Here is a 24,256-nt window from a genome sequence, read left to right as displayed (position 1 = left end):
GCGGCAGCCATGGCCGCTGGGATCTGCCAGGGAAACGACGCTGACTTACTTCGTCCGGAAAGCGTCGGCAAACGTTGCGGCCTGCCTTGCCGCGAACCAGCGAGTGGGGCGGGGGGCGACATCGAGGCCGCTGCCGCAAGTTGGTCGAGGTCGACGCCCAACCCGACAGGCGATGGGAGAGCTGGCGAGGCCGCGTTCGCGGCTGCCGGTTCTCGCGCCTTAAGTTCCGCGTCGTATTTCGCCCGTTTGGCCGGATCGAGCAGGCAGGCTTTGGCGGCGGCGATCTCGTTGAGGATGCGGGCGGCGTCTTTGCCGTACTGGCCGATCTGGAAGTTGCGCACGTAGCCGCTCTGCCGCAGCACCGCCGCTTCGATCACAGCCTTCTCGTGCTCGTTCGGCGAGATGCCCAGCATCTCATAGTGCGTCGGCGGCCGCGATTCGGGCGGAATGCCCAGCCAAACGCGATAAGGATCGAACGAGACCGACATACCCGACCTTGGGTGAACGATTGTGCTTCCGCTTGCGGAGCAAGCGGGCCACTAAACCGCTTGCGGAGCATGCGGGCCACGGCCAACCCGTTATTATGGGCAAATCGGGCGGCAAAGCAACCATCACGCCAAGCGTCGCGGGCCGAAACCGCGCGGCAACCGCGGTTTCAGCCAGCAGATACAGGCACGCAGCAAGCCAACAAGCCACGTCTGGCTTGATTCCGGGACAGGCGACACCGAAAATGACGTAGGCGGCAGTTCCTCGACGAGACAGCGTTCGTAGCATCAACATCAGGATAGCCTTGGAGGGAGTTATGTCTGGCGGCTTGGGTAGCGAGCTTTCTAGTTTTCACCGCTTCATTTCGGAGCAACTCAGCGTGGGGCGCGGCGACGTCTCGCCGGAAGAGGCTTTGGACCTCTGCCGCACGCGGCACCCAGCCGCGGATGAAGAGGGCGATGCCGTTTTGGCCGTGCAAGAGGCTCTGACGGATATGGAGAACGGCGACGCGGGCATTCCACTTCAAGAATTCGACCGGGAGTTCCGCCGCCGCCACGGACTTACGGCCAAATAATGCCATTCCAGGTTCTTCTGCTGCGCCGCGCCCAGGCCGACGTCGACGCCATCTACGAATGGCTGTCTTTGTTATCGCCAACAAGCAGATGCGCGTCCTGCGCGTCAGAGGACCAGGTCAGGTGCCACTCAAGCCCAGAGACCTTGGATAGCCGCTTCGACCACCGCTTGCTCGTGCCCGTTCGGCGAAATGCCCAGCAGCTCGTAGTGCGTCGGCGGCCGCGATTCGCGCGGAATGCCCAGCCAGACGCGATAAGGATCGAACGAGTCCGACATAACCGACCCTGCTGAACGAATGCGCTTCCGCTTGCGGAGCAAGCGGGCCACTGAACCGCTTGCGGAGCAAGCGGGCCACTAAGCCGCTTGCGGAGCAAGCGGGCTACAGCCAGCCGGTCATTCTATGCGCGAGCCGGGCGGCAATGCAATCGCCACTGGGGTTTGCGGTTGTCTCGAAGCCCGCCGCACCGGCAACGGCGACCCGGAAATTGCTCGGCAATCCACGCCTGGCTTGATTCCGCGACAGGCGGCGCGGACAATGACGCGGAGAGCAGTTAATTGATGATGCGTCGAAGGAGTGCCAATGAGCGCAATTCAAATCACCGCCTTGGAGCCGGGGAACCGCATTCAACTTCCAGCGGATTGGGTGCAGGCCCTCGGCTTTTCGAGCGCGGTCAGCCTGGAACGAACGCCTGAAGGAATCATCGTTCGCCCTGCGCGTGCGAGCTGGGATGATATTTTCGCCACGAAACTTTCGGTCCGACCGGGTGATCCGGCCGCCGAACCCGACGTTACGGAGTTGAGCGGAGATGATCTCCTCTTCTAGTCCCGCGCTCGAGCGCGGACTGGACACGATGGTGTTGGTCTATAGCTTGCTGCAAGGCCACCCGGCCGCAACAGCCTGCGAGCAACTGCTGCGCGCCCACTCCGGGTGGTTCACATCAACGGCCGTGTTTTTCGAAGCCAAGAGCGTCCTCACCAAGGTATACGGAGAAGATCCGCTCGCGGTGACGCACCTGGATGCAAGCGGGACGCTTACGTTACGGCGTCGGCCAGTTGCGGAATGGCGTGGATGGGCAGCCAGGCGTTGTCGGGCCAGGTGGGATGGCGAGCGAGGTTGTCGCGCGTTATCTCTTTGGCCTCGAAGAGCGATTTGACGTGCCGCTTGCCCAGCGGCGCGGAATGAACGCCGCGCACGCGGACGTACCACACGTCAACGAGCGACGAACGCGATGCCGGCGGCGGCACGAACGACGGAACTCCACTTGCGGGCGCCGGCGCCGGGACGACCAGTCTCGCGATGAGCGGCGGCGCCGGCTGAGCATCGGCCGATGAAGTCGCGGCCGTTGCTGACGTTGGGCCATTGGCCGCGTGGTGTTCCTCAAGCAACGTGGCTGGCGGTTTGGCGCGCGGCGGAGCCAAAAAGTCGACCACGCGCATCCAGGGACCGTACAAGGCGCAGATCAAATCGTCGTCGTCAATGCGGCCCGATTGGTGAAGCTGATTGACCTCGGCACGCGAAAGCGAGCTGACGATGCGCTTGCCCGTCAGCAGTCGCAGCACCGGATCGGTGTCGTCGGGCGACAGCCGAGCGGCCACTGCGGATTCGAGCGGCGCTGGCCCGCGCGGCCCGGCGCCCGCTTGCGATTCCGATACGGCGAAATAATCGTCGACCCGAGTCCACGCCCCACCGCGCACGGAAACCAGGTCGTCCGGACCGATCTTTCCGCCGGCGCGGAGCCGGTCGAAGTCGCCGCGGCTCATGGGGCCGTAGACTGTGCCCGATTTGAGGAGCCGGAGATCGCCGTCTTTTTTGGCCATGGTCGTCGGAGATAGTTCGCGCATCGTTTGTACATTGCGGCGTGCCGATGGTGGGCCGGCGCTCGCAAGCTCGCTGGTCCCACCCTACGATGTTCCTCATTCCTCGCGGAACGCCACGGGGCCCAGAGGGCACCCCGTTCCCTACAGATCCTTATCGCGGGCCGCTTCGTCGGCCAGCACCTGGCCCCAGAGCAGCAGATCGTCGTCGGAAAGGCTGTTGTCGCGAATGAACTCCGCCGTTACGTGCGCTCCATGTCCGACCAGCTTCGCCGAGACTTGCAAGCGGCCGTTTTCCTGATATGAATAGCGCACCTCCACGGGCCAGCCGGCGGGCAAGTTCGGCGGCAAGTCGCGAATGACGCACGTGCCCACCTCGATGCAGGCGTCCGGCACTTCGCTTTCGCCTTCCAACACCGTCACCTTGACGTTCGCCTGGTTCGCTTTGAACGTTTTGAATCGCTTGGTCTTGCTGCGCGGCAGCGGCGTATTCTTGGGAATGATAACGCGGTTCACGCGCGAGCGGCTCTCGGCATCGACGCCCACCACGCCCAGACTGTGCGAGTTGACGTTGGTCACGCTGAACTGCGTGTGCCCGCCGCCGGCACCCTGTTTTTGCAGAAGCAGGTCGGCGTAGAGTGCCGCGCCCTGCGCCACCGCTTCGTCGGGCGCCACGGAATGATCGACCGCGCGGCCCGCCAGCTCGGCGAGCACCTTCAGAATCATCGGCATGCGGGTCGAACCGCCCACGACCAGCACGCGGTCGATGTCTTGCCAGGCCATGCCGGCTTGCAGCACGACGAGCTCGGTCGATGTCCGCGTGCGGAGCACCAACGGCAGCGTGGCCTCCTCAAATTCCTGGCGAGTGACGTCGACCTTCAGGCGTTTGCCGCCGTGGTGTACGACCAGCGTGGCCTTGGTGCGCTCGCTGAGCATGCGCTTGGCGGCCTCGGCGGCGAAAAGCAACTCGTGCCGCGTCGCCGGATCGTTCCGCGGGTCCTCGCCGATCTGCGCCTTGAGGCGTTCGGCGGCGATCTCGCCAAGTTTCTCGTCCCAGTCCTTTCCGCCCAACAGCACGTCGCCGTCGGTGGCCAGCGCCTTGAACGACTGCGTGCCGATTTCGACCAGCGTCACATCGAACGTGCCGCCACCCAAGTCGAACACGAGCACGCGCACCGATTTCCCCTCGGCGACGGTGCCCGATCGGTCGAGAAAGCCAGCCTGATAGCCGTAGACAATCGCGGCCGCGGTCGGCTCGTTGATGATGTCGAGCACTTCCAGGCCGGCCAGTTTGCCGGCGTCCATCGTCGCCCGCCGGCGCGTTTCGTCGAAATAGGCCGGCACGGTGATGACCGCCTTGCGGACCGGGCCCAGCTTACGTTCGGCGTCGCCTTTCAGCCGCTGCAGAATGAAGGCGGAGATCACTTCGGGCGGCAACCATCGGCCGTTGATCTGACGGTGGTAATGCTTGCCGCCCATCTCGCGCTTGACCGACTCGGCCACGCGTTCCGGTTCCAGCGAGGCGGCCGCCACGGCTTGCTTGCCAACCACCACGCCGTCGTCGTCGAACAGCACGACGCTGGGAGTGAGCAGGTCGCCTTCAACGTTGGGAAGGCATACCGGCCGACCTTGCGGGTCGAGGTAAGCAACCGCGGAGTAGGTCGTGCCGAGATCGATCCCCACCGCCGGAACCGGAACGGCGCCGGCCGACGGTTCCCTCTGCGCGAGATGCGTGAGCGGCCCCGCGCCGTGCGGATTCAGAAATCCAGGATCGACGGTCATGGGGTCCAATATATCCGTTGCCCAACGGCAAAGCACCTGCCGATGGGCCCGCCGGTCCATCGGTGCGGGCTGTGGTGATTGCACCGCCGAACCGGCCCGCAATTCCGACGCCACGCCGCGCAACTCTCTTGCAAGAAAGCGGAGCGCAATCAGACTGGCACCTACACCCGGAGGAAAAACCGCATGATTCCGCACCGTCGCCTTGTTTCTCGACCCTTCCGTCGCGGGCCGGCCGCGCGGCGCTTCGAAGCGCTCGAACCGCGCGACATGCTCTCGACCAACGTGCTCAACTACCGCTATGACGCTTCCAGCAGCGGCGTGAACTCGCAAGAGACCGCGCTCACCCCGGCCAACGTCAACGCCGGCAGCTTCGGCAAGCTGGCCAGCACGCCCGTGGATGGCCAGATTTATGCCCAGCCGTTATACCTCGAGAACGTCAACATCGACGGCGGCACGCACAACGTGGTCTATGTGGCCACCGAGCACGACAGCGTGTATGCCATCGACGCCAGCAACGGCGACATGCTCTGGCACGACAGCTTTCTCGGTCCCGGCATCACCAGCGTCCCCTCGGCGGATACCGGTTCGCCCGCCACGCAGCCGGAGCTGGGCATCACCGCCACGCCGGTCATCGATCCGAACACCAACAGCATCTATGTGCTGGCCAACACCAAAGAAGTCCGGGCCGACGGCACGCACTATGTTTACAAGCTGCACGCACTTAATTTGGCGACGGGAGCCGAGAACCTCGGCGGCCCGCTGACCATCGCCGACACGATCTATGACGGCGGCAGCAACTACACGTTTGTCTCCGGCCCCACGGTCAACGGCAGCGGTGCGGGCAGCGTCGACGGCAAGATCACCTTCAATGCATTGCGTGAATTAGGCCGCATCGCACTGACCGAAGTCGACGGTAATATCTTCATGGCCTTCGCTTCGCACCCCGACATTCCCCCTGCCCACGGCTGGGTGCTGGCCGTCAATGCCCGGACGTTGAGCTTGTGGGGTGCGGTGAACGTCACTCCCAACGGCGAGTTCGGCGATATATGGGAGGCCGGCGACTCGCTCACCGTCGATTCCGAAGGCAACCTCTATGTCGCCACCGGCAACGGCACGTTCGACACCACGCTCAACTCCGCCGGCTTTCCCGCGGAGGGTGACTACGGCGATTCGATCGTCAAGCTCGCCTACGATCCCAGCAGCAGTCCGACCAACCAGAACATCAACGGCTACGGCCTGAAGGTGGTCGATTACTTCACGCCTTCGAATCAGCAGTTTCTGGACGACAACGACCACGATCTTGGATCGGGCGGCATCGTGCTCTTACCTTCCTCCGCCGGCAGCGCGAGTGCGCCAAACCTGCTCGTGCAAGGGAACAAGCTCGGCACCGTATACTTGGCGAACGCCAATGATATGTCGGGCTACAATCCCAGCGGCGACCTGGTGGTGCAAGAGGCGGCCCCGTTGTCCGGCGATGTCTACAGCACGCCGGCCTATTTCAACGGCACGCTGTACTATGCCACCGTCGGCGGACACGCCGAGGCGTTTTCGCTGACGAACGGCACGCTCTCGACGACGCCTTCTTCCACGTCGGTCGACAGTTTCGGCTATCCGGGAGCGACGCCGACTATCTCGGCGAACGGCACCGCCAACGGCGTCGTGTGGATGATCGACAGCGGCTCGAACGAGCTGCGGGCCTACGAGGCGTCCAATCTAGGCGTCGAGCTTTACAACAGCGACCAGGCGCCCGGCGGACGCGACACGCTGGGCACCGCGGTGAAGTTCAACGTCCCCACCGTGGCCGACGGCGAAGTCTTTGTCGGCACCAGCAACGCGCTGGTGATTTATGGGCTGACCGGCGGTGGCGTCGGCGGAGGAGGCGGCAATCCCATCGATGCCGCCAACCGCAGTTACGTCGCCGCCGCCTACGAGAACGCGCTCGGTCGGCCGGTCGATCCCGCCTCGTTGGCCGCCTGGGCGTTTTCGCTCGACAACGGCGTGCCTCGGACGAGTTTGGCGATCGCGCTCACGCACAGCGCCGAATACTACGAGCGCGTCATCGAGGCGGCCTATGAAAAATACCTGGGACGCGCCGCGGACGACTCGGGCCTGGCCCATTGGACCGCCCTGATGCAGGCCGGCTTAAGCGATGAGCTGCTCGAGGCCGGCTTCATCGGTTCCGACGAGTTCTACAGCCACAGCGGCGGCACGAACAAGGACTGGATCGACGCCATGTACGAAGACCTGCTGGGCCGCTCCGCCGATGCCGCAGGCGAAGCTGAATGGCTTCAAGCGCTGGCCGCCGGCGAGAGCCGCGTCGCCGCGGCCTACGGGTTCGCCGCCAGCCCCGAACGCGAGACGCAACGCGTCGAGGCCGACTACGCCGCCTATCTCCGCCGCCAGGCGAGTCCGGCCGATGTGGCCGGTTGGGTGCAGGCCTTCGAATCGGGCTTCAGCAACGAGAACGTGATCGCCGGCTTCCTCGCCTCGGACGAGTATTACCGGCTGCACGCCTGAACCGCGCGGTCGCCGCGGCGGCGCCTTGGCCGACGGGTGGGTACCGCGCTTCGCAGGCGGATGCCTCCTACGCCGCGCGACGGCGGAGCAGGAGGCCGCGGCGAATCAGCCAATTTTCGCCCAACGTGGCCAGAGCCACGCGGTCTTCCAGATTCGGCCGGAAAATCGTCAGCAACAACAGCGGCAAATACCAGGCGACGTAAACGCCTTCGCTGCTCGTGAGCCAGAACTGCGTGCCCAGCATCACCGCCGCCGAGCAACTCAACAGCGAGCCGAGGTTCTTGGGACTGGGCCAGAGCGCGAACCAGGCGCACATCATGGCGTAAGCCGCCAGCACGGGCCAGCGCCAGGGCCGCGACGACACGTGGAACAGCCAAAAACCTTCCACGCCCGGCGACGATAGGCTCGTCCAGCCGAACATCATTTTCAATTGGGCCAAAAAGTGGTCCAGGTTGCTCGATGCAAAGGCCAACCAGGCGACCAGTGCGACAAGCATCGACACGTAGCCGATGCTGAACCGCAACAGCCCCCGCTGCCAGTAGAAGCCGAGCCACAGCGGCAACAGGAAAAGCGGATAGTAAATGGCCCCCGTCGCCAGCCCCAGCAGCATGCCCGACACCATCGGCCGGCGATACGCCGCCACGGCCCAGACCAGCAGTGCCGCGGGCACGACGTGGTCGACGTAACCGGTCCAGCGTGCCGTATAGGGCAGCAGCAAGTAGAGCGTGGCGGCGGCGATGCCCGTGCGGATGTTGTCGAAGTGCCAGACGCCGATCATCAGCATGCCCAGCACCACGGCAATGTGCGACAAGATGGCCATGGTGCGGGCGGTGGCGGCCTGCACCATGTAGGGGCCGCGCTCTTCGGGAACCGCCGGCGCGACCTTGGAGATGGCCTTGGTCGTGATGCTGGGCATCAGGAACAACAAGGGAAACCCCGGACCGTGTTTGGCCAACGCCTGTTCGCCGTCGGCGGGCCGCTCGCGGCGGAGCATCGCGTCGAGCATGCGCGGTCCTTCCAGGTCGCTCTTCGAGGGCGACTTGGTGATCACGTTGACCATCAGAAAGACCAACAGGGCCACGCCGATGAAGGTCAGTCCGCCGGTCGTGAGGTTCGGTTCCAACAGCGGCCGCCGCACCATCCAGGAATCGGCGACCAGGCGCAGCAGGAAACAGGCCCCCAGCACGAACAGCCAGATATAGCCGCGATACAGCAGGTCGTCGCGGTGCTCTTTGCCGCCGATGTCGATCAGCAGCAGGCCGGGCGCCATGGCCACCAGCGCGAGCATGTCGAGATTGCGCACGCTCCACAGGCGATTGAACTTGAAGTAGATGGCAATCGTCAGCAGCGACGAGAGATAGACCCACGTCGTCAGGTTAAGATCGTATCCTTTGAGAAACTGGTCCATCGACCACTGCTCGAACTGGAACGTGGTAAGGATCAGGATACGCGATTTGGTCCGATTTGCAAGGGATCAAGGCAGGCTCACGGCTTCGTCGCCCGCTTTGGTCGCCAGGCCATGCACGTCCTGGGCAGGCCGGCCCTCGCTGAGAAAATGGACCGTGCCGTCGGCCGCGAGCACGTTGGCGCCGCCCGGATGCTCGCTGGACACCTCGTCGCCCTTGGGCGCATTGATGGCGCCCGAGACCTGCTCGATCCGCAAATCGCGCGGTTCGAGCCAGCCGATGTTGGTTTCGGCGACTTCCACGACTAGCAGCGTGCCCGACGGGCCGTCGGCAATCTCCTCCGTGGTGGTGTACTTGTTCCCGCCTTCGAAGACGGTGCCCGGCCCGACGATCACCACATAGTCGGTGATGCCGGAAGTGCCGGGCGAAGGATCGGAGGGGCAGCGATAGACGGCGGGCGTGCGGGCGTGCAGCAAGCGGTTGTTCGGGCCGTCCCACGGTTCGTCGTAGCGGTATTGAGCGGCCAGCGGCGGGTCGAGATACGGCAGCAGCAGCACGCGCCAACTGTGCATCGGCCGGCCCTTGTTGTCGGCCACGTAAGCCGGCGGGAAACAACCATAGTCAGCCTGATAGCTTTGCATGGCGATGCCGATTTGACGCAGATTGTTGACGCACTGCACTTGGCGTGCGGCTTCGCGTGCGGTTTGAATCGCCGGCAGGAACATTGCCAAGAAGAACCCGCCTCCGCAACACAGGCAGAGACCGACGGCCACCAGGCCGAGCGCGGCGGCGACCCATCCGGGCGAACGCGTCGCGCGGGGCAGCGCCGCCGGCGACTCGGAGCCGTAAGCGACCTGCCCCGGCAAGGGGACGGTGATCGTTTTGCCGCACTGCGCGCAGGGCCCCGACTGACCGGCATATTCGTCGGCCACGTCGGTGTGATGACCACAGTAAGGGCAGGTGAAGGGAATTGGCATGCACGTTCGCTTTGGGTACGGCGCCTGACAGCCCGCCGGAAACAATCTACCCTCTACCGTAGGCCGCGGCCAAGTCGGGCGGCGGCAAAACGCCGCCCAGCGGCGGATTTCCCGCGGCGTCAGCTCGCGTTCGGGTTCTCGATCGGCCGCGTCATGCCGTCAAGTCAAGAATCAGCCACGGATGAAACACCGATGAATCACGGATGAAACACCGATCCGTGTTCAATCCGTGTTTCATCCGTGGCTCGATCATCTTTGTGGCGTTTTGGTACCGTGAGTGCTCCGACAATCCCGTAGGGGTCGAAAAACGAACGCTCGCTCCGCTGTTGCCGACGCTCCCGCGGCAGGGTGCAAGCCGCGGCGTGCCGCGCTGCTCCGGGGAATTGCCCGTCCAATGCGGGCTTTCGTAAATCGAGGGCTGGGGAAACAGTTCGTCGAGGTGCCGCCGCATGTCGGCGGTGAAGCCCGACTCGTCGAAGCTCAAAAACTTCTTGCCGGCGCAATGAGCGCGGATGGCGGCCAGGTCGGCCGGGGCGTAAAGACGGTCTTCGGTGATGAAATCGCGAAAGACGCAGAACGCCTCCAGCACGCGGGCCTTGGTCAAATACGCGGGCACGTGCGTCTCGAAGTTGTACGTCGGCAGCTCGAACCGCGCCAGCAGATCGGCGGTGTTCGTCGCCGTCCGAGTACTTGGGCAGGCGCACGGGGCTCGCCCTCGAAGCCAAGGGCCGCTAGAGCACTACGCCGTGGGGGCGGCTGATGACACGCACTTCGTCGCCGACCCGTATCGCGCATGCGCGTCCGTCCGCCGACCGGGTATTGACGGCCAACCGATAAAAATGGTCGAAGCGGCTGGTGTCGGCCCACGGCGGCAACGTTTGCCGGCGCAGCTCGGCAAAGGTCTTGGCGAAGTCGCGCGCCGGGCCGACTTCGCCCGTCAAGCTCCAGCGGCTCGGCACCACGCAGCGCTGGCAGGGGTTCGTGCCCGACAAACGCGCTTCGCCGATCGCAAAGTCGACGACCTCGTCGGCCGAGGCCGAGAGCTGATCTTCGAAGAACGCCGGCACACCGCCGATTTCGAGATTGGGCCGGAACCGCGCACGCACTTCCTCCACCGTCATGCCGGGAAACCAAGAGGCGACCTCGTACAGCGTCGCTTCGGCGATCGCGGTCGGGCCCGGCGCAGCGAGATCGTCGGGCAAGCCTCCTTGGGCATGCTCTTCGATTCGCGCCGGCCCGCCGAGGTCGAAAAACTCGCCGAGCCACGCCTCCAACTCCTGCCGCTGGCGGTCGATCTGAAAACTCGCGGCCCTGCCGGCCGGCCGCTCGCGCAGCACGACGGACCGCCGGACGGGATCGAATTCGCAGCAGAGTCGATGAACGGCCGCGGTCTGCTTGCCGTTGATCAGCTTTCCCGCCGTATCGAAAATCACGAACCGCCGGTCGTGTTCCAGCGCTCCGCAGGCCAGCAGCCGTGTACACTCGACCGCCTGGCCGTCGAGCGATTTGAAAGGGTAATAATTGATGCGCGAGAGGAACACGGCGGCCACCCATTATCGAGATCGCATTTGGCGGATTCCGGCACTTGACTCGCGTGGAGCTTCGCCATAACGTGCAAAGAACCAAGATAACGGTCGAACCCTGAGATAGGAATGATGTTTTCTCGCAATGGCCTGTTGGTCGTGTTGTTCGCCGCCAGCGGACTGTTGCTCGGTCTGGTCGTGTACCGTTTGCAGTCGCCGCACCTGCCGATGATGAATTATTTTGGCGTGATCGCCTTCGCCTCGATGGGGGCCAGCCTGGGTTGCCTGGTCTGCGAGCCGCTCAGGGATTAGCCTCCGGCGGCCGCGATGGAACATGAATCGCCCGTTCGTCGGCCGCGCGTTCCGCTCGGGCCGCAACTGGCGGTCGTTCTGCTGGCGTTCGCGTTGTTGCTCTCCGCCGTTTGGTGGCAGGGCCTGCTCGGCGCCGTGATTCTCTTGGTGGCGGCGATTTCGGCGGCCATCGCCGTCGTTCCGGCCCTGCGGCGTCGCGAGAACTGGCTGTTCTACCTGCTGTTCATCGCCATCGCCGTTTGTCTGCTGATCGTCCTCACGCGCCGCCGATAAACAGCTCGCCAATCGGCTGCGCCTGCGAGGGGAGCAGCGGCACGGGACGATCGGTCATGTCTTTGATGAAGGTGTGGGGACCGATGCCCAGCGAGCGATAGGCGGTGGCCAGCACGTCGTGAAAGTGGACCGGACGCCGGGCGGCGTAGGCGCCCAGCTTGTCGGTCGAGCCGATCGCTTGCCCGGTGCGTAGGCCGCCGCCGGCGAACAGGGCGCCGTTGACCGCCGGCCAATGGTCGCGGCCCGCTTGCTTGTTGATCTTGGGCGTGCGGCCGAATTCGCCCCACACGAGCACCGTTACGTCGCGATCGAGTCCGCGCTGGTGCAGATCGTCGACCAACGCCGAGATGCCTTGATCGAACTGGGGCAGGTTTTGCCGCAGGTGCGAAAAATTGTTGCCGTGCGTGTCCCAAAAGCCATAGGCCACCGTCACGCAGCGGACGCCCGCTTCGACCAGCCGCCGGGCCATCAAGAGCTGGTCGTTCCACAACGGCGCCCCGTCGCCCTGGTGCTTGGACGAGCCACGGCCATAGCGATCGCGCACCGCAACCTCTTCGCGCTCGACGTCCATCGCCTCCACCAGCTTGCTGGAGGTGAGCACGTCGAACGCGCGTTGATAGGCGGTCTCCATCTCCGCCACTTCCAAGCTGTCGACCGACGCTCGCCAGCGGTCGAAGTCGGCGAGCAAGCGATGCCGGCCGGAGAGCTGGTCGAGGGTCACGGAGCGCGGCTTCATATTGGCTACGTCTTCGCCGTCGGCCCGCACGCCGGCGAACGCATGGCCCAGCGTGCCGGGACCGGGGCTGTTGTAGGGCCGGTGCTGCATGGTGGGAAAGAGATCGACGAAAGGCGGCACGGTGCCGTCGACCGATCCCTGGAGCCGCGAAATGGCCGAACCGACGTGCGGCCGGCCGTCGCGCCGTGCGTCGTTCATCAGATAACCCGTGAGCGTCTGATAGCTCGAATGCTCGTCTCGCAGGCCCACGATGGAGCGGACGACGGCGAACTTGTCGAGCATGGCGGCGGTTTTCGGCAGCAGCTCGCAGATTTCGACGCCCGGCACATTGGTGGCGATGGGCTTGAATTCGCCGCGCACTTCGGCGGGCGCGTCGGGCTTCATGTCGAAGGAGTCGTGGTGCGAAAGTCCGCCCGACAGGTAGACCATAATGATGGCCTTGTGCGATTGCCGGTTCCGCGAGGCTTCCTCCGCCCGCAGCACATCGACGAGGCTCAGCCCGCCCACGGCCAGTCCGCCGACGCGCAAAAACGAGCGGCGCGTGACGCCGTCGCAATAACGATGTGCAGGGGCGGTCATAGTTAGCTCAGCCTTGTCGTTAATCCGTGGTCCGCAAATGTCGGCCCCTGATTTTAAGCGCTCGGCCAGACCGAGGCAACGTTCGCCGGTCCCCGGTCGGGCAGAGGTTGCCGCACGGGGGGACCGCGCCGATAATCAAAGCTCGTGCGGGGCCCGCTGCCGGAACACAAGATGAGCATGCCGGACGTCTTCGATCCTTATCGCAAATGGCTGGGCATTCCGCCGGCCGAACAGCCGCCCAACCACTATCGGCTGCTGGGCGTCGGACTGTTCGAAGACGATGCCGACACCATCGCCGGCGCGGCCGATCGGCAAATGGCCCATGTGCGCACCTTTCAAACGGGGCGGCATTCGGCACTGTCGCAAACGCTGCTCAATGAACTGGCGACCGCCCGGTTGACGCTGCTCAATGCCCAGAAAAAAGCCGTCTACGACGAGCAGCTTCGGGCAAAACTCGCTGCATCAACGGCCCGTGCCGACGGAGCAGGGCAGGGCAGGGGGGCGCCAGCCGGTTCCCCGGCCACTGCGCCGGCTGCCGCGCCGCAAAGGTTGCCGCAGCCGGCGCCGGTGGCGATGGCCGTGGCCGTTCCCGTGGCGGGGCAGGGCAGGGGAGTGCCGGTCGCGACTCCGCGCGCCGCTGAACCCGAGCTGCCGCAATTCGATGGCCACGTGACAGCACCCGTGGCGCTGCGCCGCGGCCGACGGCGCTTTCGCCGGCACACGTCGTGGATCGGCGTCGGTGTCGCAGTGCTGGCCCTGGCGGCGGTTGTCTACAAGCTGCGCTCCAGCGTCGAGCAGCCGTCCGCACCGCCAATCAACGCGGCCGCCAAGCCAGAATCGACCGTAACCGAAATGGCGGACACGACCAAGGGGCGGGAAAGCGACCGCCAGCCACCCCCGCCGACGACCACAGCGATCGAACCGCCAAAGCCGATGGTCGAAGACTCCGCTGCACCAACGGCCGCGGACAGCGAGGTATCGCAGGCGAATCTGCCGGCGGCCGCCCCGCCCATCGATCTGCTGAAGCTTATCGACCCAGCACGCGACGCAGTCAAAGGGAACTGGCAATTCACGAACGACGAACTCCTCAACCAGTTGATCGAAGGCGAAGCGACCCTGCAGATTTCGACGCGCGTGCCGGAGGAGTACGTGTTGACGGCGGTCGTCGAGCGGCTGGAGGGCAGCGACGTCGAACTGGGGCTGGTCGTGGGCGGACACCAGGTCTTGCTGGCAATCGATACCCACGGCGGCAAGCAAACCTCTCTCCGCAGGATCGAAGGCCGAAGTGAGAACGAGACGACGCATCACGGTCCGGTTCTCGCCCCGGAAGGCCCCAGCACGATCGAATGCACGGTGCGGAAAGACCGTGTCCGCGCCGCCTGTAACGGCAAGGTGTTCATCGACTGGCAGGGCGATCCCAAGCGGTTTTCGCTGTTCGAGGCGTGGCGCGTTCCCGATCCGCAGGCGCTGATCGTCGGCGCCGCGCACTCGTCGGTGCTGTTTAAGAAGCTGGAACTGACGCCGCTTGGTCCGCAGACCGCCGCGTCGGAGCCCATGCAACGGCCGCCGGGAGCGGCGGAGCCGCCGCCTGCCGGACCGCCCTCGCTGGCCGACCTGGCCAACCTGGCCAACGGCAGCGAGCGGCCCGTGCTGGGCCTCATGCCGCGCGACAAGCCGCCCGACAACAAGGCCCTGGTGGCGGCCCGCGTCCGCTTTGCGCAGCAGTACGGTCAAAAGATCACACGTGGCGCCAAAAACCCGACCGCACTGGAAAAAGTGGCCGAAAAGATTTGGAACCAGGCCCGCGACGGTTCGCAAACGGCCGACCTGCGGTGGCTGATGCTCGATTACATCGCGGAGCCGGCGATGGTGCAAGGGAACGTGGGCCTGGCCTATCGCGCGGCCACCGAGGTTACGCGGCAGTTCGACGTCGATCTTTATGCGTTCAAGCTCAAGGCCCTGGAAGCCGCCGGGAAAAGCGCGAGCATGCCCGAAGCCTGCGCCATCGGCGTGGTGCAGGCCCTGGCGCTGGCCGAGCGGGCCGCGCTGGAAGGTAGAAACGACGTAGCGAGCCGGGCTCTGGCTCAAGCTTCGCTGTTGGCCCGCAAAACGCAAGACAAGGAGCTGATGGCTCAGGCCGACCGCCGCAAGGCATCGCATCGCGAGCAATCGACACGCCACGCCGCCTACAAAAACGCGCTGGTCGCGTTGAAGAAGACGCCCGACGATCGCGATGCGAACCTGGCGGCGGGCAAATATGAGGTACTGGTGCTGGGCCAGTGGCCGGACGGTCTGGCCAGGCTCGCGGCTGCCGGCGACCCGCGGCTGGCCGACATCGCGCGTCTGGAGGCCGAGGCCCGCGTCGATCTGAGCCAGTGGGCGCCACTGGCCACGGCCTGGTGGCAGGCGGCCGAAGCGGAGCCGGACGACTATTATCAGGGGCAATGTCAGCTTCAGGCGAAGTATTGTTCTTTGCGAGCGCGGCGGTCGGGCAGGGCAGGGGGGCTGGCGCCGGAGCTGGCCGCCCAGCTCGACCGTTTGCCGGGCTACCCGATGTCGCGGCTGCGGCCCGGCGCGGCGGCGCGGTTCTTTGACGGCGGCAATTTCGAGCGCGAGGTGCGCCTGCGCGTCGATGCGGACATCGACTTCCATTTCGGCGAAGGTTCGCCCGATCCGGAGTTGCCGCCGAACTCGTTTTCGGTCCGCTGGACGGGCTGGATCAAGCCGCCCTTGGCCGGGCGCTACGCTTTGACTACGCACTCCGACGACGGCGTGCGGCTGTGGATCGACGGCAACAAGGTCTGCGACAATTGGGATGGCGTCGGCTGGCAGGAAGCGGTGCTGGAGCTGACGGACGGGCCGCACCGGTTTGTTTTGGAGTATGCCGAGATCGGCAACGTCGCCTTGGTCGAGCTTGGCTGGACGCTGGCGGCTTATCCCGATGCCGACCACGCGCAATGGTCGCCGATCGACGCGCTCTACTATGATCCTGATGACCCGTTTGGGCTGCCGGAGTTGAAATGAAGCCGACGGTTTATATCGAGACGTCGATCATTGGCTATCTCGCGTCGCGGCCGAGCCGGGACTTGATCACCGCCGCCAACCAGCAAATGACGCACGAGTGGTGGCACGACCATCGCGGCCGGTACGATATTTTCATCTCCCAAGCTGTGATCAAGGAATGCAGTGCAGGCGATCCGGTGGCCGCGCAAGAGCGGCTCCGCCTACTCGTCGGGATTTCGCATCTTGAACTGACAAAGCCGGTGCGGAAGTTAGCGCGGCGTTTGATCGGTCGCACGTTGCTTCCCGAAAAAGCAAGAGTCGACGCATTGCACATCGCTGTTTCCGCTGTCCACGGCATCGAGTATTTGCTAACTTGGAATTGTACGCACATGGCGAATGCCGAGTTGCGTAGCCGCATTGACGAAGCATGCGTGGCTTCAGGTTTTGCGGCGCCTAAGATTTGCACGCCGCAAGAATTAATGGGAGCGTAAGGCCATGTGGAAAGATCCAATTGTTGAGGAAATACGGCGCTATCGGGAAGAGTATGCGGCACGCTTCAACTACGATTTGGATGCCATTTGTGATGACCTGCACGAGCAAGAGAAGAAAAGCGGTGCCAAGTTGGTCTCGTTGCCACCCAGGCCTGTGCCCAAGAAGGCTCGAAGAAAAGGCAAGCCGGCTGCCTAGGTGATCGTGATGCATGCTACGGCGAAGAGCGATCCTCGCATCATGACGATCGAAGTCACCGATGACGAGATTACCGCCCAGCTCGTCGACGGGCGAAGAATCAGCGTGCCGCTGGTTTGGTCCTGGCGTTTGACCAATGCCACACCAGAGCAGCGCAAGAACTACGAGATCATCGGTTCGGGCGAGGGTGTGCATTGGCCAGACGTTGACGAAGACATCAGTGCCCGAGGCATGCTGCACGGCGTTCCCGCGCGGCCGCCCAAGGCCGCATCGCCTTCGGCAGGAAGTTGAGGACGGCATGTGGCGAGATCCGATCGTCGAAGAAATCCGCCGCTACCGCGAGGAATACGCGGCCCGCTTCAATTACGACCCGCACGCCATTTGCGAGGACCTGCGAAGCCAACAGGGCAAAGACGGCCGCAAGGTGGTGTCGCTGCCGCCGAAGCGAATCGCGAAACCGGAAGAGGCGGGCGAAAGCGCGCCGCGTAGCGAACAGCAATGATGCAAACCATCGAGGCCATCATCGACGAGCAAGGCCGGGTGCAACTGCTGGAACCGGTTCAACTGGCTGCGGCATGCCGCGCTCTGGTGACGGTGCTTGATGAACCGCCGCGGACGGCCAGCGAAACGGCGCTGTTCAGTGAAGCGGCCCTTGCCGAGGACTGGAACAGGCCCGAGGAAGACGCGGCATGGGCGGACTTCAGCCCCGCAAATGAATCCGGCCGCATACCCAGAAGGATAGCCTCGATCGGAGGAAGATGTGATCGCCAAGAAAAGACGCTACGCGTATCGTTACTTCGTGCATGGAACCGAGCGGCCGTTGCATCACTGCCCAATTTGTGGTCGCGATTTAACTGAGGCGGGTGGAGGCGTGATTGTCGTTCTGTATTACGGCACCGGCAAGAGTGAGGCCGGGCTCGTCGAAACCTGCTCATCGCTCGATCGGGACGGCCATTTGATCGACCTTGAGGGCGAGGTAGCGGCCGGCTATCACAGCACCACCCTGTTCCGCGGATGCGGTGTACAGCTATGGCAGTGCGCTGACGAGGAGCAAATCCGATCGTAGCGAGCATGGCCCCGGTGCTTCGGGCGTTGCCTTGTCGGACGGGCAACTTGCCCCGTGCGTCGGCAGACGATACGATAGCGGCCAATCACCACGGCTGGCCGAGCACCGGCACGACAGGGAGGCACCTTTTTGACCGCAACCGTATCGTCTTCTTCGGCGCGCCAGGCCCTGCTGGCGCGTTTCCGCGCGAAGCTCGAAATCAATTCAGCCCTGAACCGGTCGCTGGTCAGCTATCAATCGAACCGCAAGCGGCCGTTTTATCGCTGGTTCAAATACAAAGAAGGGTTCTCCGCCGCGCTGGTCGAATATGTCCTGGACCATTACCGCCTCCACAAAGGCGTGCTGCTCGATCCCTTCGCCGGTTGCGGGGCGGCCTTGTTGGTTGGCCGGGAATATGGGCTCGGGGGGCAAGGCATTGAGCTTCTGCCCGTGGGCGTCGCGGTGCTGAGCGCACGCCTGGCGGCCGAAGGCGTATCGCGCACGGCGTTCTCGGCGACGGTCGAGGCGTTTCGATCGGGTCAGTGGCAAGGCGACGTCGACGAAAGGCACTGCTTTCAGCACTTGACGATCACACGCGACGCCTTTCCCGACCAGACCGAGCGCGAGCTCAATCAGTTCCGGAGCTATTTAGCTGCAGCGCGGCTGGACCCGGACATCCGCCTGTTGCTCGAAGCAGCTTGCCTGAGCGTCTTAGAGTCGGTGAGTTTCACGCGGAAGGATGGCCAATATCTGCGCTGGGACAAGCGTTCGGGCCGCGACCTGAGCGGAAAGCCGTTCCACAAAGGCCCGATTCCCGACTTTCAAGAAGCGATGCTCCGCCAGCTCGAGATCATGCGGCACGACCTTATGGCGGGCGATCTCTTCGCCGAGGGGAACGGCAACGGCGCCAGCTCTCTCAATATCGAACGGGGCTCGTGCTTGAGGGTCTTGCCCGGATTTCCAGCGCGGTCGTGCCAGATTGTCATCACTTCGCCGCCTTATTGCAACCGCTACGACTACACTCGCACCTACGCGCTTGAGCTGGCCTACCTTGGCACGACCGAAGCGCAGCTCAAGAAGTTGCGTCAGGAACTGCTGTCCTGCACGGTGGAGAACAAGTCGAAGCTCGAAGAACTTCGTTGCCAATACTACGACATTGGCCGCGTTGCAGAGTTCGAGAAGGCATTCGATGCGTTCGAGCGCCAAGAGGCTCTTCAGGAGGTGCTGTCGATTCTGGATCAAAAAGGCAGGAACCGCGAATTGAATAACGCCAACGTGCCGCGGATGGTGCGCAACTACTTCTTGGAGTCGGCGGTCGTCATTTTCGAACTGGCCCGCATTGTTGCGCCGGGCGGTCGCGTGGTGATGGTCAACGACAACGTGCAGTATGCCGGCGAAGAAGTGCCGGTCGACCTGATCTTAAGCGCGCTGGCGGAAGAGGCCGGCTTCCACACGGAGCAAATTTGGGTCTTGCAGCGGGGCAAGGGAAACAGCAGCCAGCAAATGGGCGCCCATGGCCGCAACGAGCTGCGCAAGTGCGCCTACGTCTGGCGAATGTGATCCGCATGGGCAAGGCCGATTTTCACCAGCAGCTTCTGGCATCGGACGAATTTGCCCGTTGCAGCTTGCGGGCAACTTTCTTCGTGCGCCGCTTGCGAGGCCTCCGACTATGGGAAGCAATCCAGGAGGTTCAGCGCCTCGTCGCGGTCAGCAGCGGCTTTGTCTGGGACGAACGCGGTGCGTGGGGCATCGAGACAGTCGCGTGGGACTACGTCGCGAACCGACAAATGAACCCACTGCTTATCTTTTGCCATCCGCGCGTTATTTCGGAGCAGCCGCGATTGCTCCTGTATTACCGCACGTTGGCCCTACTCTCGCAAAAAGGCTTGAAATCACTCGTCGGTGCAGACGTTGCCCGTCTTGAGGCAGGGAAGACCGAACGGCTGGACCCCGAATGGTTGAAGAAGCTGGTCCTCGCGATCAACAGCATCCTTTCGGCCATGATTGTCGGCTCGGCCGATATCGAGCCTCGTGATTTGGCCGGCTTCCAATTCGCAAGCGCCGGCTCGACGATTCAAGGATCGTGGAACAATTCGGTGGGGTCGGAGGGAGAAGCGGCCGTCAAAACGATCCTTTTGAACTGGCTACGAGCCGAGATTGCACAAATCGTATGGCGAGATAATACCTCAGTCGCGTACACCGAAGATTCACATGCCGCGTTAATCGACCGGATCGCTGAGATTCGTGTCGTCAGGCTCAAGCAAGGCTACCACCTGATCTTTTCAAACGAGCCGGACATTTCGCTTCGCGATCCATCTGATTTGCCCGTCCTAGCGATTGAGGTCAAGGCCGGTACCGACCCGGCCGGAGCATTGGAGCGCCTCGGAGCGGCGATGAAATCGTTTGAGAACGACCGGAACCTTAACCCGCGCGTGCAAACGGTTTATGTCGTTCGCTGCATGACCCCGGAACTGCGAAAACGAATCAGCCAGGGCGGCTTCTTCGATCAAACCTTCGGCCTGTCCGAACTTTTGTCAGATCAACGCTCTCAGCAGACATTCGCGAACCTTGTCTTGCGCTCGGTATTGGGAAAGAAGCGGCGATAAAGCAAGGCGTCACTTGCCGTTGGAATCGTGCCGGCCGCCAGCGTATACTTCTAAATTCGCCCCGGTCGCTTTCGCGCGCCTGGGCCGGCCGCAGTATCTTGTTTTTCGGAGGGTCACGGGTGTACGAGTCGATTGCCGTTATCGGCGCCACGGGGGCGGTGGGGGGAATCATTATCCGCTTGCTCGAAGAGCGGAAGTTCCCGTTCAAAACAATAAAATTCCTGGCGTCCAAGCGGTCGGCGGGCAAAACGATCACGTTCCAAGGCACGTCGCACCCGGTCGAAGAATTGCGGCCCGAAGCGTTCGAAGGCGTCGAGCTGGCGATCGGCAGCACGCCGGACGAAGTGGCCCGCGATTTTGCCCCCTGGGCCGTCCAGCGCGGCTGTGTGGTGGTCGATGAGAGCGGCTACTGGCGGATGGATCCCAACGTGCCGCTGGTCATTCCGGAAGTGAACCCCCAGGCGGCCTTCGAGCATCAGGGCATCATCGCCAGCCCGAACTGCTCGACCACGCAGATGGTCGTGGCCATCAAGCCGCTGCACGACGCCGCCCGTGTGAAACGCGTGGTGGTAAGCACCTATCAGGCCACCAGCGGGGCGGGCGTCGCCGGGCAACGCGACCTGGAGCAGGGCACCCGCAGCCACATCGAGCGACGCGACTATCAGTATGAAACGTTCGCCCATCCGATCGCCTTCAATCTCATTCCGCAAATCGGCTCGCTGAAGCAGCAGGGCTATACGTCGGAAGAGATGAAGATGGTTTACGAGACGCGCAAAATCATCGGGGACGACTCGATCCAGATTTGCCCGACCTGCGTGCGCGTGCCGGTGAGCAACTGCCACAGCGAAAGCATTTTGGTGGAGACCGAGCGGAAGCTGACCGTGGCCGAGGCCCGCGAGCTGTTCGCGGCCATGCCCGGCGTGGTGGTGGTCGATGACTTGGCGGCCAAGCAGTATCCGATGCCGCTCTCTTGCGACGACCGTGACGAAGTGTTCATCGGCCGCATCCGCGAAGACCTGTCGAGCCCCAATGGCATCGCGTTCTGGTGCGTGAGCGACAATTTGCGGAAAGGCGCGGCCACGAATGCCGTGCAGATCGCCGAGTTGCTCGTTCGCCGGAAGGCAGAAGGCAAAAGGCAGAAGGCAGAAGTCGGGGCAGGGTAGGGCAGGGAGGGTTCGGGGTTCAGGGTTCGGGGTTCAGGGTTCGGGGTTCAGGGTTCAGGGTTCAGGGTTTCGCGGCGCCGCAGGGGTTCAGGAAACAGCGGAGCAGGGCAGGGCAGGGGAATGAGTTCGGTGTCGCTATCTTGCGAGTTCGTGAATGCCGCTAGAATTTGAATGGGATAGCGCGAAAGCAAAACGTAATCAGCAAAAACACCGGGTTGCATTCGAGGAAGCCAGTACGGTCTTTTCGGATCCGCTTTCGGTGACAATTGACGACCCGCTCCACTCCGATGACGAAGAGCGGTTCATAATTTTAGGAGAGTCTGATCGGTGGCGACTTTTAGTCGTAGTTTTTACCGAACGAGGAAGCAACATTCGAATCATCAGCGCACGCGTCGCGACACGCCGCGAAAGGAATGACTATGAAGAAGGTGCCTAGCAAGAGACGGAAGCCCGAAATGCTCGACGAGTACGACTTTAGCCAGGGTGTTCGGGGCAAGTACGCAAAGCGGTACGCCGAGGGCACCAATGTCGTGCTTCTCGATCCAGACGTCGCTGAGGTGTTTCGCGATTCGCAAACGGTCAATGACGTGCTGCGGACGTTAGCGAGGCTTGTGAAGAAAACTTCACGAGCCACGTAGCGCGTTTGCCGCAGGTCGGCAGATCCTGAAGGGCAGGGGAGGGGAGGGCGGCGCCGCTCATCCCTCATCCCTCATCCCTCATCCCTCATCCCTCATCCCTCATCCCTCCCCGTGCGCACGATCAAGCTGACGCTGGCCTACGACGGCACCGCATACGCCGGCTGGCAGGTGCAGCCGGGACAGCGGACGTTGCAAGAAACGCTGGAGGCGGCACTGGCCACGATCACCGGCGAGACGGTCCGTGTCACCGCCAGCGGAAGAACCGATGCCGGAGTGCATGCGCTCGCGCAAGTTGTGAGCTTCGATACGCAATCGACTCTATCGGCCGACGTATTTCAACGGGCACTCAACGCCGAGTTGCCCCACGATATGGCCGTGCTTAACGCGGCTGACGCCCCGCCGGGCTTTCATGCCATTCGTGACGCTGTTCGCAAGCGATATCGCTACGTGCTCGATGACGCCCCGGTGCCCGACGTCTTTCGCCGGCATTATGCCTGGCACTATCGCCAGCGGCTCGACGCCGACACTATGCGCCGCGCCGCCCAAGGTCTGCTGGGCACGCACGACTTTCGCAGCTTCGAGACCGGCTGGCCGCAACGCACCAGCAGCGTCCGCACGATCTTCGACCTGTCTGTTCGCCGCGGCCTGTTCGGCGATGACGAGTTGATCGCCGTCGAAGTCGAGGCCGATGGTTTCCTCTATAACATGGTCCGGGCGATCGTCGGCACGTTGGTCGAAGTCGGCCGCGGCACGCGGCCTGAAGACTGGCCCGTGGAAGTGCTTGCCGCACAGGACCGCCGCGTCGCCGGCATGACCGCGCCCCCGCACGGTCTTTTTCTGCTGCGCGTGGAGTACAATCAGAACGAGGCAGAAGGATGAAGGCAGAAGGCAGAAAGTCAGAACGCCGGGTCTTTCCTTCTGCCTTCTGCCTTCATCCTTCCGCCTTTCAATGCGCGTCGCCCACATCATCAGCCGCCTGATCCTGGGCGGCGCTCAAGAAAATACGCTGCTCACCTGCGAGGGACTGCTGCGCGATTATGGCGACGACGTGCTGCTTATCACCGGCCCGCCGCTTGGCCCGGAAGGAAGTCTTTTGGACCGGGCACGCGCCAATGGCGTGCCGCTGGCCATCGTGCCTTCGTTGCGACGCGCGATTCAGCCCTGGCGCGATTACGTGAGTTACCGCGAGCTCAAACGCATCCTGCGAGAGTTCCAGCCGGACGTGGTCCACACGCACAGCGCCAAGGGCGGCATTCTCGGCCGGGCGGCGGCGTGGAAGCTTGGCGTGCCGGCGATCGTGCATGGCGTCCACGGCGCGCCGTTTTATCCGTATCAGAACCCGCTGGTCCGCGAGTTCTATCGCGAGTGCGAACGTTGGGCTGCCCGACGCTGCCATGCCTTCGTCAGCGTGGCCGACGCCATGACCGATCTGATGGTCGATGCCGGCGTCGCCCCGCGAGAGAAATTCACCACGATCTACAGCGGCATGGAGACCGGATCGTTTTTGCACGCCGGCGAACATCGCCGGCGCGCGCGGCACGAACTGGGTTACCGCGACGAGCATGTGGTCGTGGGCAAGATCGCCCGGCTGTTTCACCTCAAAGGCCATGAGGACGTCATCACGGCCGCCGAGAAGCTCGTGGCGCGCTGGCCGGCAGTGCGTTTCCTGTTTGTCGGCGACGGAATTCTGCGAGAACAGCTCCAGCGGCGCATCAGCGACGCCGGCATGAGCGACTACTTTCAGTTCACCGGTCTGGTGCCGCCGGAGCGCATCCCCGAACTGATCGGCGCGATGGACATCGTGGTTCACACCAGCTTGCGCGAGGGTCTGGCCCGCGTGTTGCCGCAGGGCCTGATCGCCGGCAAACCGGTGGTCAGCTACGACATCGACGGAGCGCGCGAAGTGGTGCTGCCGGGCAAGACCGGCTATCTCTTGCCGCCGCGAGACGTGGAGGCTCTGGTCAAAGCGCTCGACGAGCTGATTGCCGATGCGGCGCAGCGCGAGCGTTTGGGCCAGGAAGGTCGCCGCCGGTTTGCCGACCTCTTTCGGCACCAGCACATGACCCAGCAGACGCGGGAGCTGTATGAACGGCTGCTGCAACAGGAGGCGTGAGCGTTCAGGGTTCAGGGTTCAG

28 protein-coding genes are annotated in these 24,256 nt (G+C 63.7%); 19 read left to right on the top strand and 9 right to left on the bottom strand.

Annotated elements, in window-relative coordinates; all coding sequences use genetic code 11:
• Positions 1-488 (bottom strand): hypothetical protein (locus VNH11_10505; protein HVA46784.1); only part of this gene is annotated, 488 nt, incomplete at its 3' end.
• A 314-nt stretch (positions 489-802) separates the two neighbouring features.
• Between VNH11_10505 and VNH11_10500 the strand changes: the two genes are divergently transcribed.
• Positions 803-1,060 (top strand): hypothetical protein, encoded by a 258-nt coding sequence (locus tag VNH11_10500; protein ID HVA46783.1) that lies wholly within the window; start codon positions 803-805, stop codon positions 1,058-1,060.
• 128 nt (positions 1,061-1,188) lie between these two features.
• Here the strand turns inward: VNH11_10500 and VNH11_10495 are convergent, their stop codons facing one another.
• Complete coding sequence (locus VNH11_10495) at positions 1,189-1,335, bottom strand: hypothetical protein (protein HVA46782.1); 147 nt, start codon at positions 1,333-1,335, stop codon at positions 1,189-1,191.
• 304 nt (positions 1,336-1,639) lie between these two features.
• Here VNH11_10495 and VNH11_10490 point away from each other — a divergent pair, with 304 nt between their 5' ends.
• Positions 1,640-1,882 (top strand): AbrB/MazE/SpoVT family DNA-binding domain-containing protein, encoded by a 243-nt coding sequence (locus tag VNH11_10490; GenBank protein ID HVA46781.1) that lies wholly within the window; start codon positions 1,640-1,642, stop codon positions 1,880-1,882.
• Positions 1,883-2,091: 209 nt separating this feature from the next.
• Here VNH11_10490 and VNH11_10485 read toward each other — a convergent pair whose 3' ends face one another.
• Both VNH11_10485 and VNH11_10480 read right to left on the bottom strand, forming a co-directional pair.
• Complete coding sequence (locus VNH11_10485) at positions 2,092-2,877, bottom strand: hypothetical protein (GenBank protein HVA46780.1); 786 nt, start codon at positions 2,875-2,877, stop codon at positions 2,092-2,094.
• A 141-nt stretch (positions 2,878-3,018) separates the two neighbouring features.
• Entirely contained in the window at positions 3,019-4,656 is a 1,638-nt protein-coding gene (locus tag VNH11_10480) for an Hsp70 family protein (protein ID HVA46779.1), read from the bottom strand.
• 183 nt (positions 4,657-4,839) lie between these two features.
• On the opposite strand from VNH11_10480, the gene VNH11_10475 reads away from it, so the two are divergent.
• Positions 4,840-7,173 (top strand): DUF4214 domain-containing protein, encoded by a 2,334-nt coding sequence (locus VNH11_10475; protein HVA46778.1) that lies wholly within the window; start codon positions 4,840-4,842, stop codon positions 7,171-7,173.
• A 67-nt stretch (positions 7,174-7,240) separates the two neighbouring features.
• Here VNH11_10475 and VNH11_10470 read toward each other — a convergent pair whose 3' ends face one another.
• The 4 genes from VNH11_10470 to VNH11_10455 all read right to left on the bottom strand — a co-directional run bounded on the left by VNH11_10470 (position 7,241) and on the right by VNH11_10455 (position 11,097).
• Complete coding sequence (locus VNH11_10470) at positions 7,241-8,581, bottom strand: hypothetical protein (protein ID HVA46777.1); 1,341 nt, start codon at positions 8,579-8,581, stop codon at positions 7,241-7,243.
• A gap of 66 nt (positions 8,582-8,647) precedes the next feature.
• Entirely contained in the window at positions 8,648-9,556 is a 909-nt protein-coding gene (locus tag VNH11_10465) for a DUF1559 domain-containing protein (GenBank protein HVA46776.1), read from the bottom strand.
• 151 nt (positions 9,557-9,707) lie between these two features.
• A complete protein-coding gene (locus VNH11_10460) occupies positions 9,708-10,172 on the bottom strand; it encodes a hypothetical protein (protein ID HVA46775.1) in 465 nt (154 codons plus the stop codon).
• Positions 10,173-10,287: 115 nt separating this feature from the next.
• Positions 10,288-11,097, bottom strand: coding sequence for an MOSC N-terminal beta barrel domain-containing protein (locus tag VNH11_10455; protein HVA46774.1), 810 nt, complete (start codon positions 11,095-11,097; stop codon positions 10,288-10,290).
• A gap of 111 nt (positions 11,098-11,208) precedes the next feature.
• On the opposite strand from VNH11_10455, the gene VNH11_10450 reads away from it, so the two are divergent.
• A complete protein-coding gene (locus VNH11_10450) occupies positions 11,209-11,391 on the top strand; it encodes a hypothetical protein (GenBank protein ID HVA46773.1) in 183 nt (60 codons plus the stop codon).
• 15 nt (positions 11,392-11,406) lie between these two features.
• Positions 11,407-11,664, top strand: a complete 258-nt coding sequence (locus tag VNH11_10445; protein HVA46772.1) for a hypothetical protein — start codon at positions 11,407-11,409, stop codon at positions 11,662-11,664.
• Here the strand turns inward: VNH11_10445 and VNH11_10440 are convergent.
• Positions 11,648-12,979 (bottom strand): DUF1501 domain-containing protein, encoded by a 1,332-nt coding sequence (locus tag VNH11_10440; protein HVA46771.1) that lies wholly within the window; start codon positions 12,977-12,979, stop codon positions 11,648-11,650. The genes VNH11_10445 and VNH11_10440 overlap by 17 nt on opposite strands.
• Before the next feature lie 171 nt (positions 12,980-13,150).
• Here VNH11_10440 and VNH11_10435 point away from each other — a divergent pair, with 171 nt between their 5' ends.
• From VNH11_10435 to VNH11_10370, 14 genes are all read left to right on the top strand, one after another.
• A complete protein-coding gene (locus VNH11_10435) occupies positions 13,151-16,003 on the top strand; it encodes a PA14 domain-containing protein (GenBank protein HVA46770.1) in 2,853 nt (950 codons plus the stop codon).
• A complete protein-coding gene (locus VNH11_10430; protein HVA46769.1) occupies positions 16,000-16,473 on the top strand; it encodes a type II toxin-antitoxin system VapC family toxin in 474 nt (157 codons plus the stop codon). Before VNH11_10435 ends, VNH11_10430 begins: the two co-directional genes overlap by 4 nt.
• A gap of 4 nt (positions 16,474-16,477) precedes the next feature.
• Complete coding sequence (locus VNH11_10425; GenBank protein HVA46768.1) at positions 16,478-16,669, top strand: hypothetical protein; 192 nt, start codon at positions 16,478-16,480, stop codon at positions 16,667-16,669.
• A gap of 9 nt (positions 16,670-16,678) precedes the next feature.
• Positions 16,679-16,960 carry a DUF2442 domain-containing protein gene (locus VNH11_10420; protein ID HVA46767.1) on the top strand — a complete coding sequence of 94 codons (282 nt, stop codon included), beginning with the start codon at positions 16,679-16,681 and terminating at the stop codon, positions 16,958-16,960.
• Positions 16,961-16,967: 7 nt separating this feature from the next.
• On the top strand, positions 16,968-17,171 hold the full coding sequence (locus VNH11_10415; protein ID HVA46766.1) for a hypothetical protein: 204 nt from the start codon (positions 16,968-16,970) through the stop codon (positions 17,169-17,171).
• Positions 17,168-17,527 carry a hypothetical protein gene (locus VNH11_10410; protein HVA46765.1) on the top strand — a complete coding sequence of 120 codons (360 nt, stop codon included), beginning with the start codon at positions 17,168-17,170 and terminating at the stop codon, positions 17,525-17,527. Before VNH11_10415 ends, VNH11_10410 begins: the two co-directional genes overlap by 4 nt.
• A gap of 13 nt (positions 17,528-17,540) precedes the next feature.
• Positions 17,541-17,735: a hypothetical protein gene (locus VNH11_10405; GenBank protein HVA46764.1), complete on the top strand. Its 195-nt coding sequence runs from the start codon at positions 17,541-17,543 to the stop codon at positions 17,733-17,735.
• 129 nt (positions 17,736-17,864) lie between these two features.
• A complete protein-coding gene (locus VNH11_10400) occupies positions 17,865-19,274 on the top strand; it encodes a hypothetical protein (protein HVA46763.1) in 1,410 nt (469 codons plus the stop codon).
• Positions 19,275-19,279: 5 nt separating this feature from the next.
• Positions 19,280-20,320, top strand: coding sequence for an XcyI family restriction endonuclease (locus tag VNH11_10395; protein HVA46762.1), 1,041 nt, complete (start codon positions 19,280-19,282; stop codon positions 20,318-20,320).
• A 119-nt stretch (positions 20,321-20,439) separates the two neighbouring features.
• A complete protein-coding gene (locus VNH11_10390) occupies positions 20,440-21,483 on the top strand; it encodes an aspartate-semialdehyde dehydrogenase (protein HVA46761.1) in 1,044 nt (347 codons plus the stop codon).
• Positions 21,484-21,637: 154 nt separating this feature from the next.
• Entirely contained in the window at positions 21,638-21,919 is a 282-nt protein-coding gene (locus tag VNH11_10385; protein ID HVA46760.1) for a BrnT family toxin, read from the top strand.
• Complete coding sequence (locus VNH11_10380) at positions 21,903-22,121, top strand: hypothetical protein (GenBank protein HVA46759.1); 219 nt, start codon at positions 21,903-21,905, stop codon at positions 22,119-22,121. The genes VNH11_10385 and VNH11_10380 overlap by 17 nt, the downstream gene beginning before the upstream one ends.
• Positions 22,122-22,232: 111 nt before the next feature.
• Positions 22,233-23,000, top strand: coding sequence for a tRNA pseudouridine(38-40) synthase TruA (gene truA, locus VNH11_10375; GenBank protein ID HVA46758.1), 768 nt, complete (start codon positions 22,233-22,235; stop codon positions 22,998-23,000).
• 70 nt (positions 23,001-23,070) lie between these two features.
• Positions 23,071-24,234: a glycosyltransferase family 4 protein gene (locus tag VNH11_10370; GenBank protein HVA46757.1), complete on the top strand. Its 1,164-nt coding sequence runs from the start codon at positions 23,071-23,073 to the stop codon at positions 24,232-24,234.
• Positions 24,235-24,256 lie beyond the last annotated feature (22 nt).

Source organism: Pirellulales bacterium, from assembly GCA_035533075.1.
GTDB lineage: Bacteria > Planctomycetota > Planctomycetia > Pirellulales > JAICIG01 > DASSFG01.
Note: the sequence above shows the minus strand (reverse complement) of the source record. Positions and strands in the feature narration are given on the sequence as shown.

Bases quoted from the DNA above. Each gene is read 5' to 3' on its own strand.
- VNH11_10500 (HVA46783.1), top strand. From the start codon at position 803: ATGTCTGGCGGCTTGGGTAGCGAGCTTTCTAGTTTTCACCGCTTCATT.
- VNH11_10495 (HVA46782.1), bottom strand. From the start codon at position 1,335: ATGTCGGACTCGTTCGATCCTTATCGCGTCTGGCTGGGCATTCCGCGC.
- VNH11_10490 (HVA46781.1), top strand. From the start codon at position 1,640: ATGAGCGCAATTCAAATCACCGCCTTGGAGCCGGGGAACCGCATTCAA.
- VNH11_10485 (HVA46780.1), bottom strand. From the start codon at position 2,877: ATGGCCAAAAAAGACGGCGATCTCCGGCTCCTCAAATCGGGCACAGTC.
- VNH11_10480 (HVA46779.1), bottom strand. From the start codon at position 4,656: ATGACCGTCGATCCTGGATTTCTGAATCCGCACGGCGCGGGGCCGCTC.
- VNH11_10475 (HVA46778.1), top strand. From the start codon at position 4,840: ATGATTCCGCACCGTCGCCTTGTTTCTCGACCCTTCCGTCGCGGGCCG.
- VNH11_10470 (HVA46777.1), bottom strand. From the start codon at position 8,581: ATGGACCAGTTTCTCAAAGGATACGATCTTAACCTGACGACGTGGGTC.
- VNH11_10465 (HVA46776.1), bottom strand. From the start codon at position 9,556: ATGCCAATTCCCTTCACCTGCCCTTACTGTGGTCATCACACCGACGTG.
- VNH11_10450 (HVA46773.1), top strand. From the start codon at position 11,209: ATGATGTTTTCTCGCAATGGCCTGTTGGTCGTGTTGTTCGCCGCCAGC.
- VNH11_10445 (HVA46772.1), top strand. From the start codon at position 11,407: ATGGAACATGAATCGCCCGTTCGTCGGCCGCGCGTTCCGCTCGGGCCG.
- VNH11_10440 (HVA46771.1), bottom strand. From the start codon at position 12,979: ATGACCGCCCCTGCACATCGTTATTGCGACGGCGTCACGCGCCGCTCG.
- VNH11_10435 (HVA46770.1), top strand. From the start codon at position 13,151: ATGAGCATGCCGGACGTCTTCGATCCTTATCGCAAATGGCTGGGCATT.
- VNH11_10430 (HVA46769.1), top strand. From the start codon at position 16,000: ATGAAGCCGACGGTTTATATCGAGACGTCGATCATTGGCTATCTCGCG.
- VNH11_10425 (HVA46768.1), top strand. From the start codon at position 16,478: ATGTGGAAAGATCCAATTGTTGAGGAAATACGGCGCTATCGGGAAGAG.
- VNH11_10420 (HVA46767.1), top strand. From the start codon at position 16,679: ATGCATGCTACGGCGAAGAGCGATCCTCGCATCATGACGATCGAAGTC.
- VNH11_10415 (HVA46766.1), top strand. From the start codon at position 16,968: ATGTGGCGAGATCCGATCGTCGAAGAAATCCGCCGCTACCGCGAGGAA.
- VNH11_10410 (HVA46765.1), top strand. From the start codon at position 17,168: ATGATGCAAACCATCGAGGCCATCATCGACGAGCAAGGCCGGGTGCAA.
- VNH11_10395 (HVA46762.1), top strand. From the start codon at position 19,280: ATGGGCAAGGCCGATTTTCACCAGCAGCTTCTGGCATCGGACGAATTT.
- VNH11_10385 (HVA46760.1), top strand. From the start codon at position 21,638: ATGCCGCTAGAATTTGAATGGGATAGCGCGAAAGCAAAACGTAATCAG.
- VNH11_10380 (HVA46759.1), top strand. From the start codon at position 21,903: ATGAAGAAGGTGCCTAGCAAGAGACGGAAGCCCGAAATGCTCGACGAG.
- VNH11_10370 (HVA46757.1), top strand. From the start codon at position 23,071: ATGCGCGTCGCCCACATCATCAGCCGCCTGATCCTGGGCGGCGCTCAA.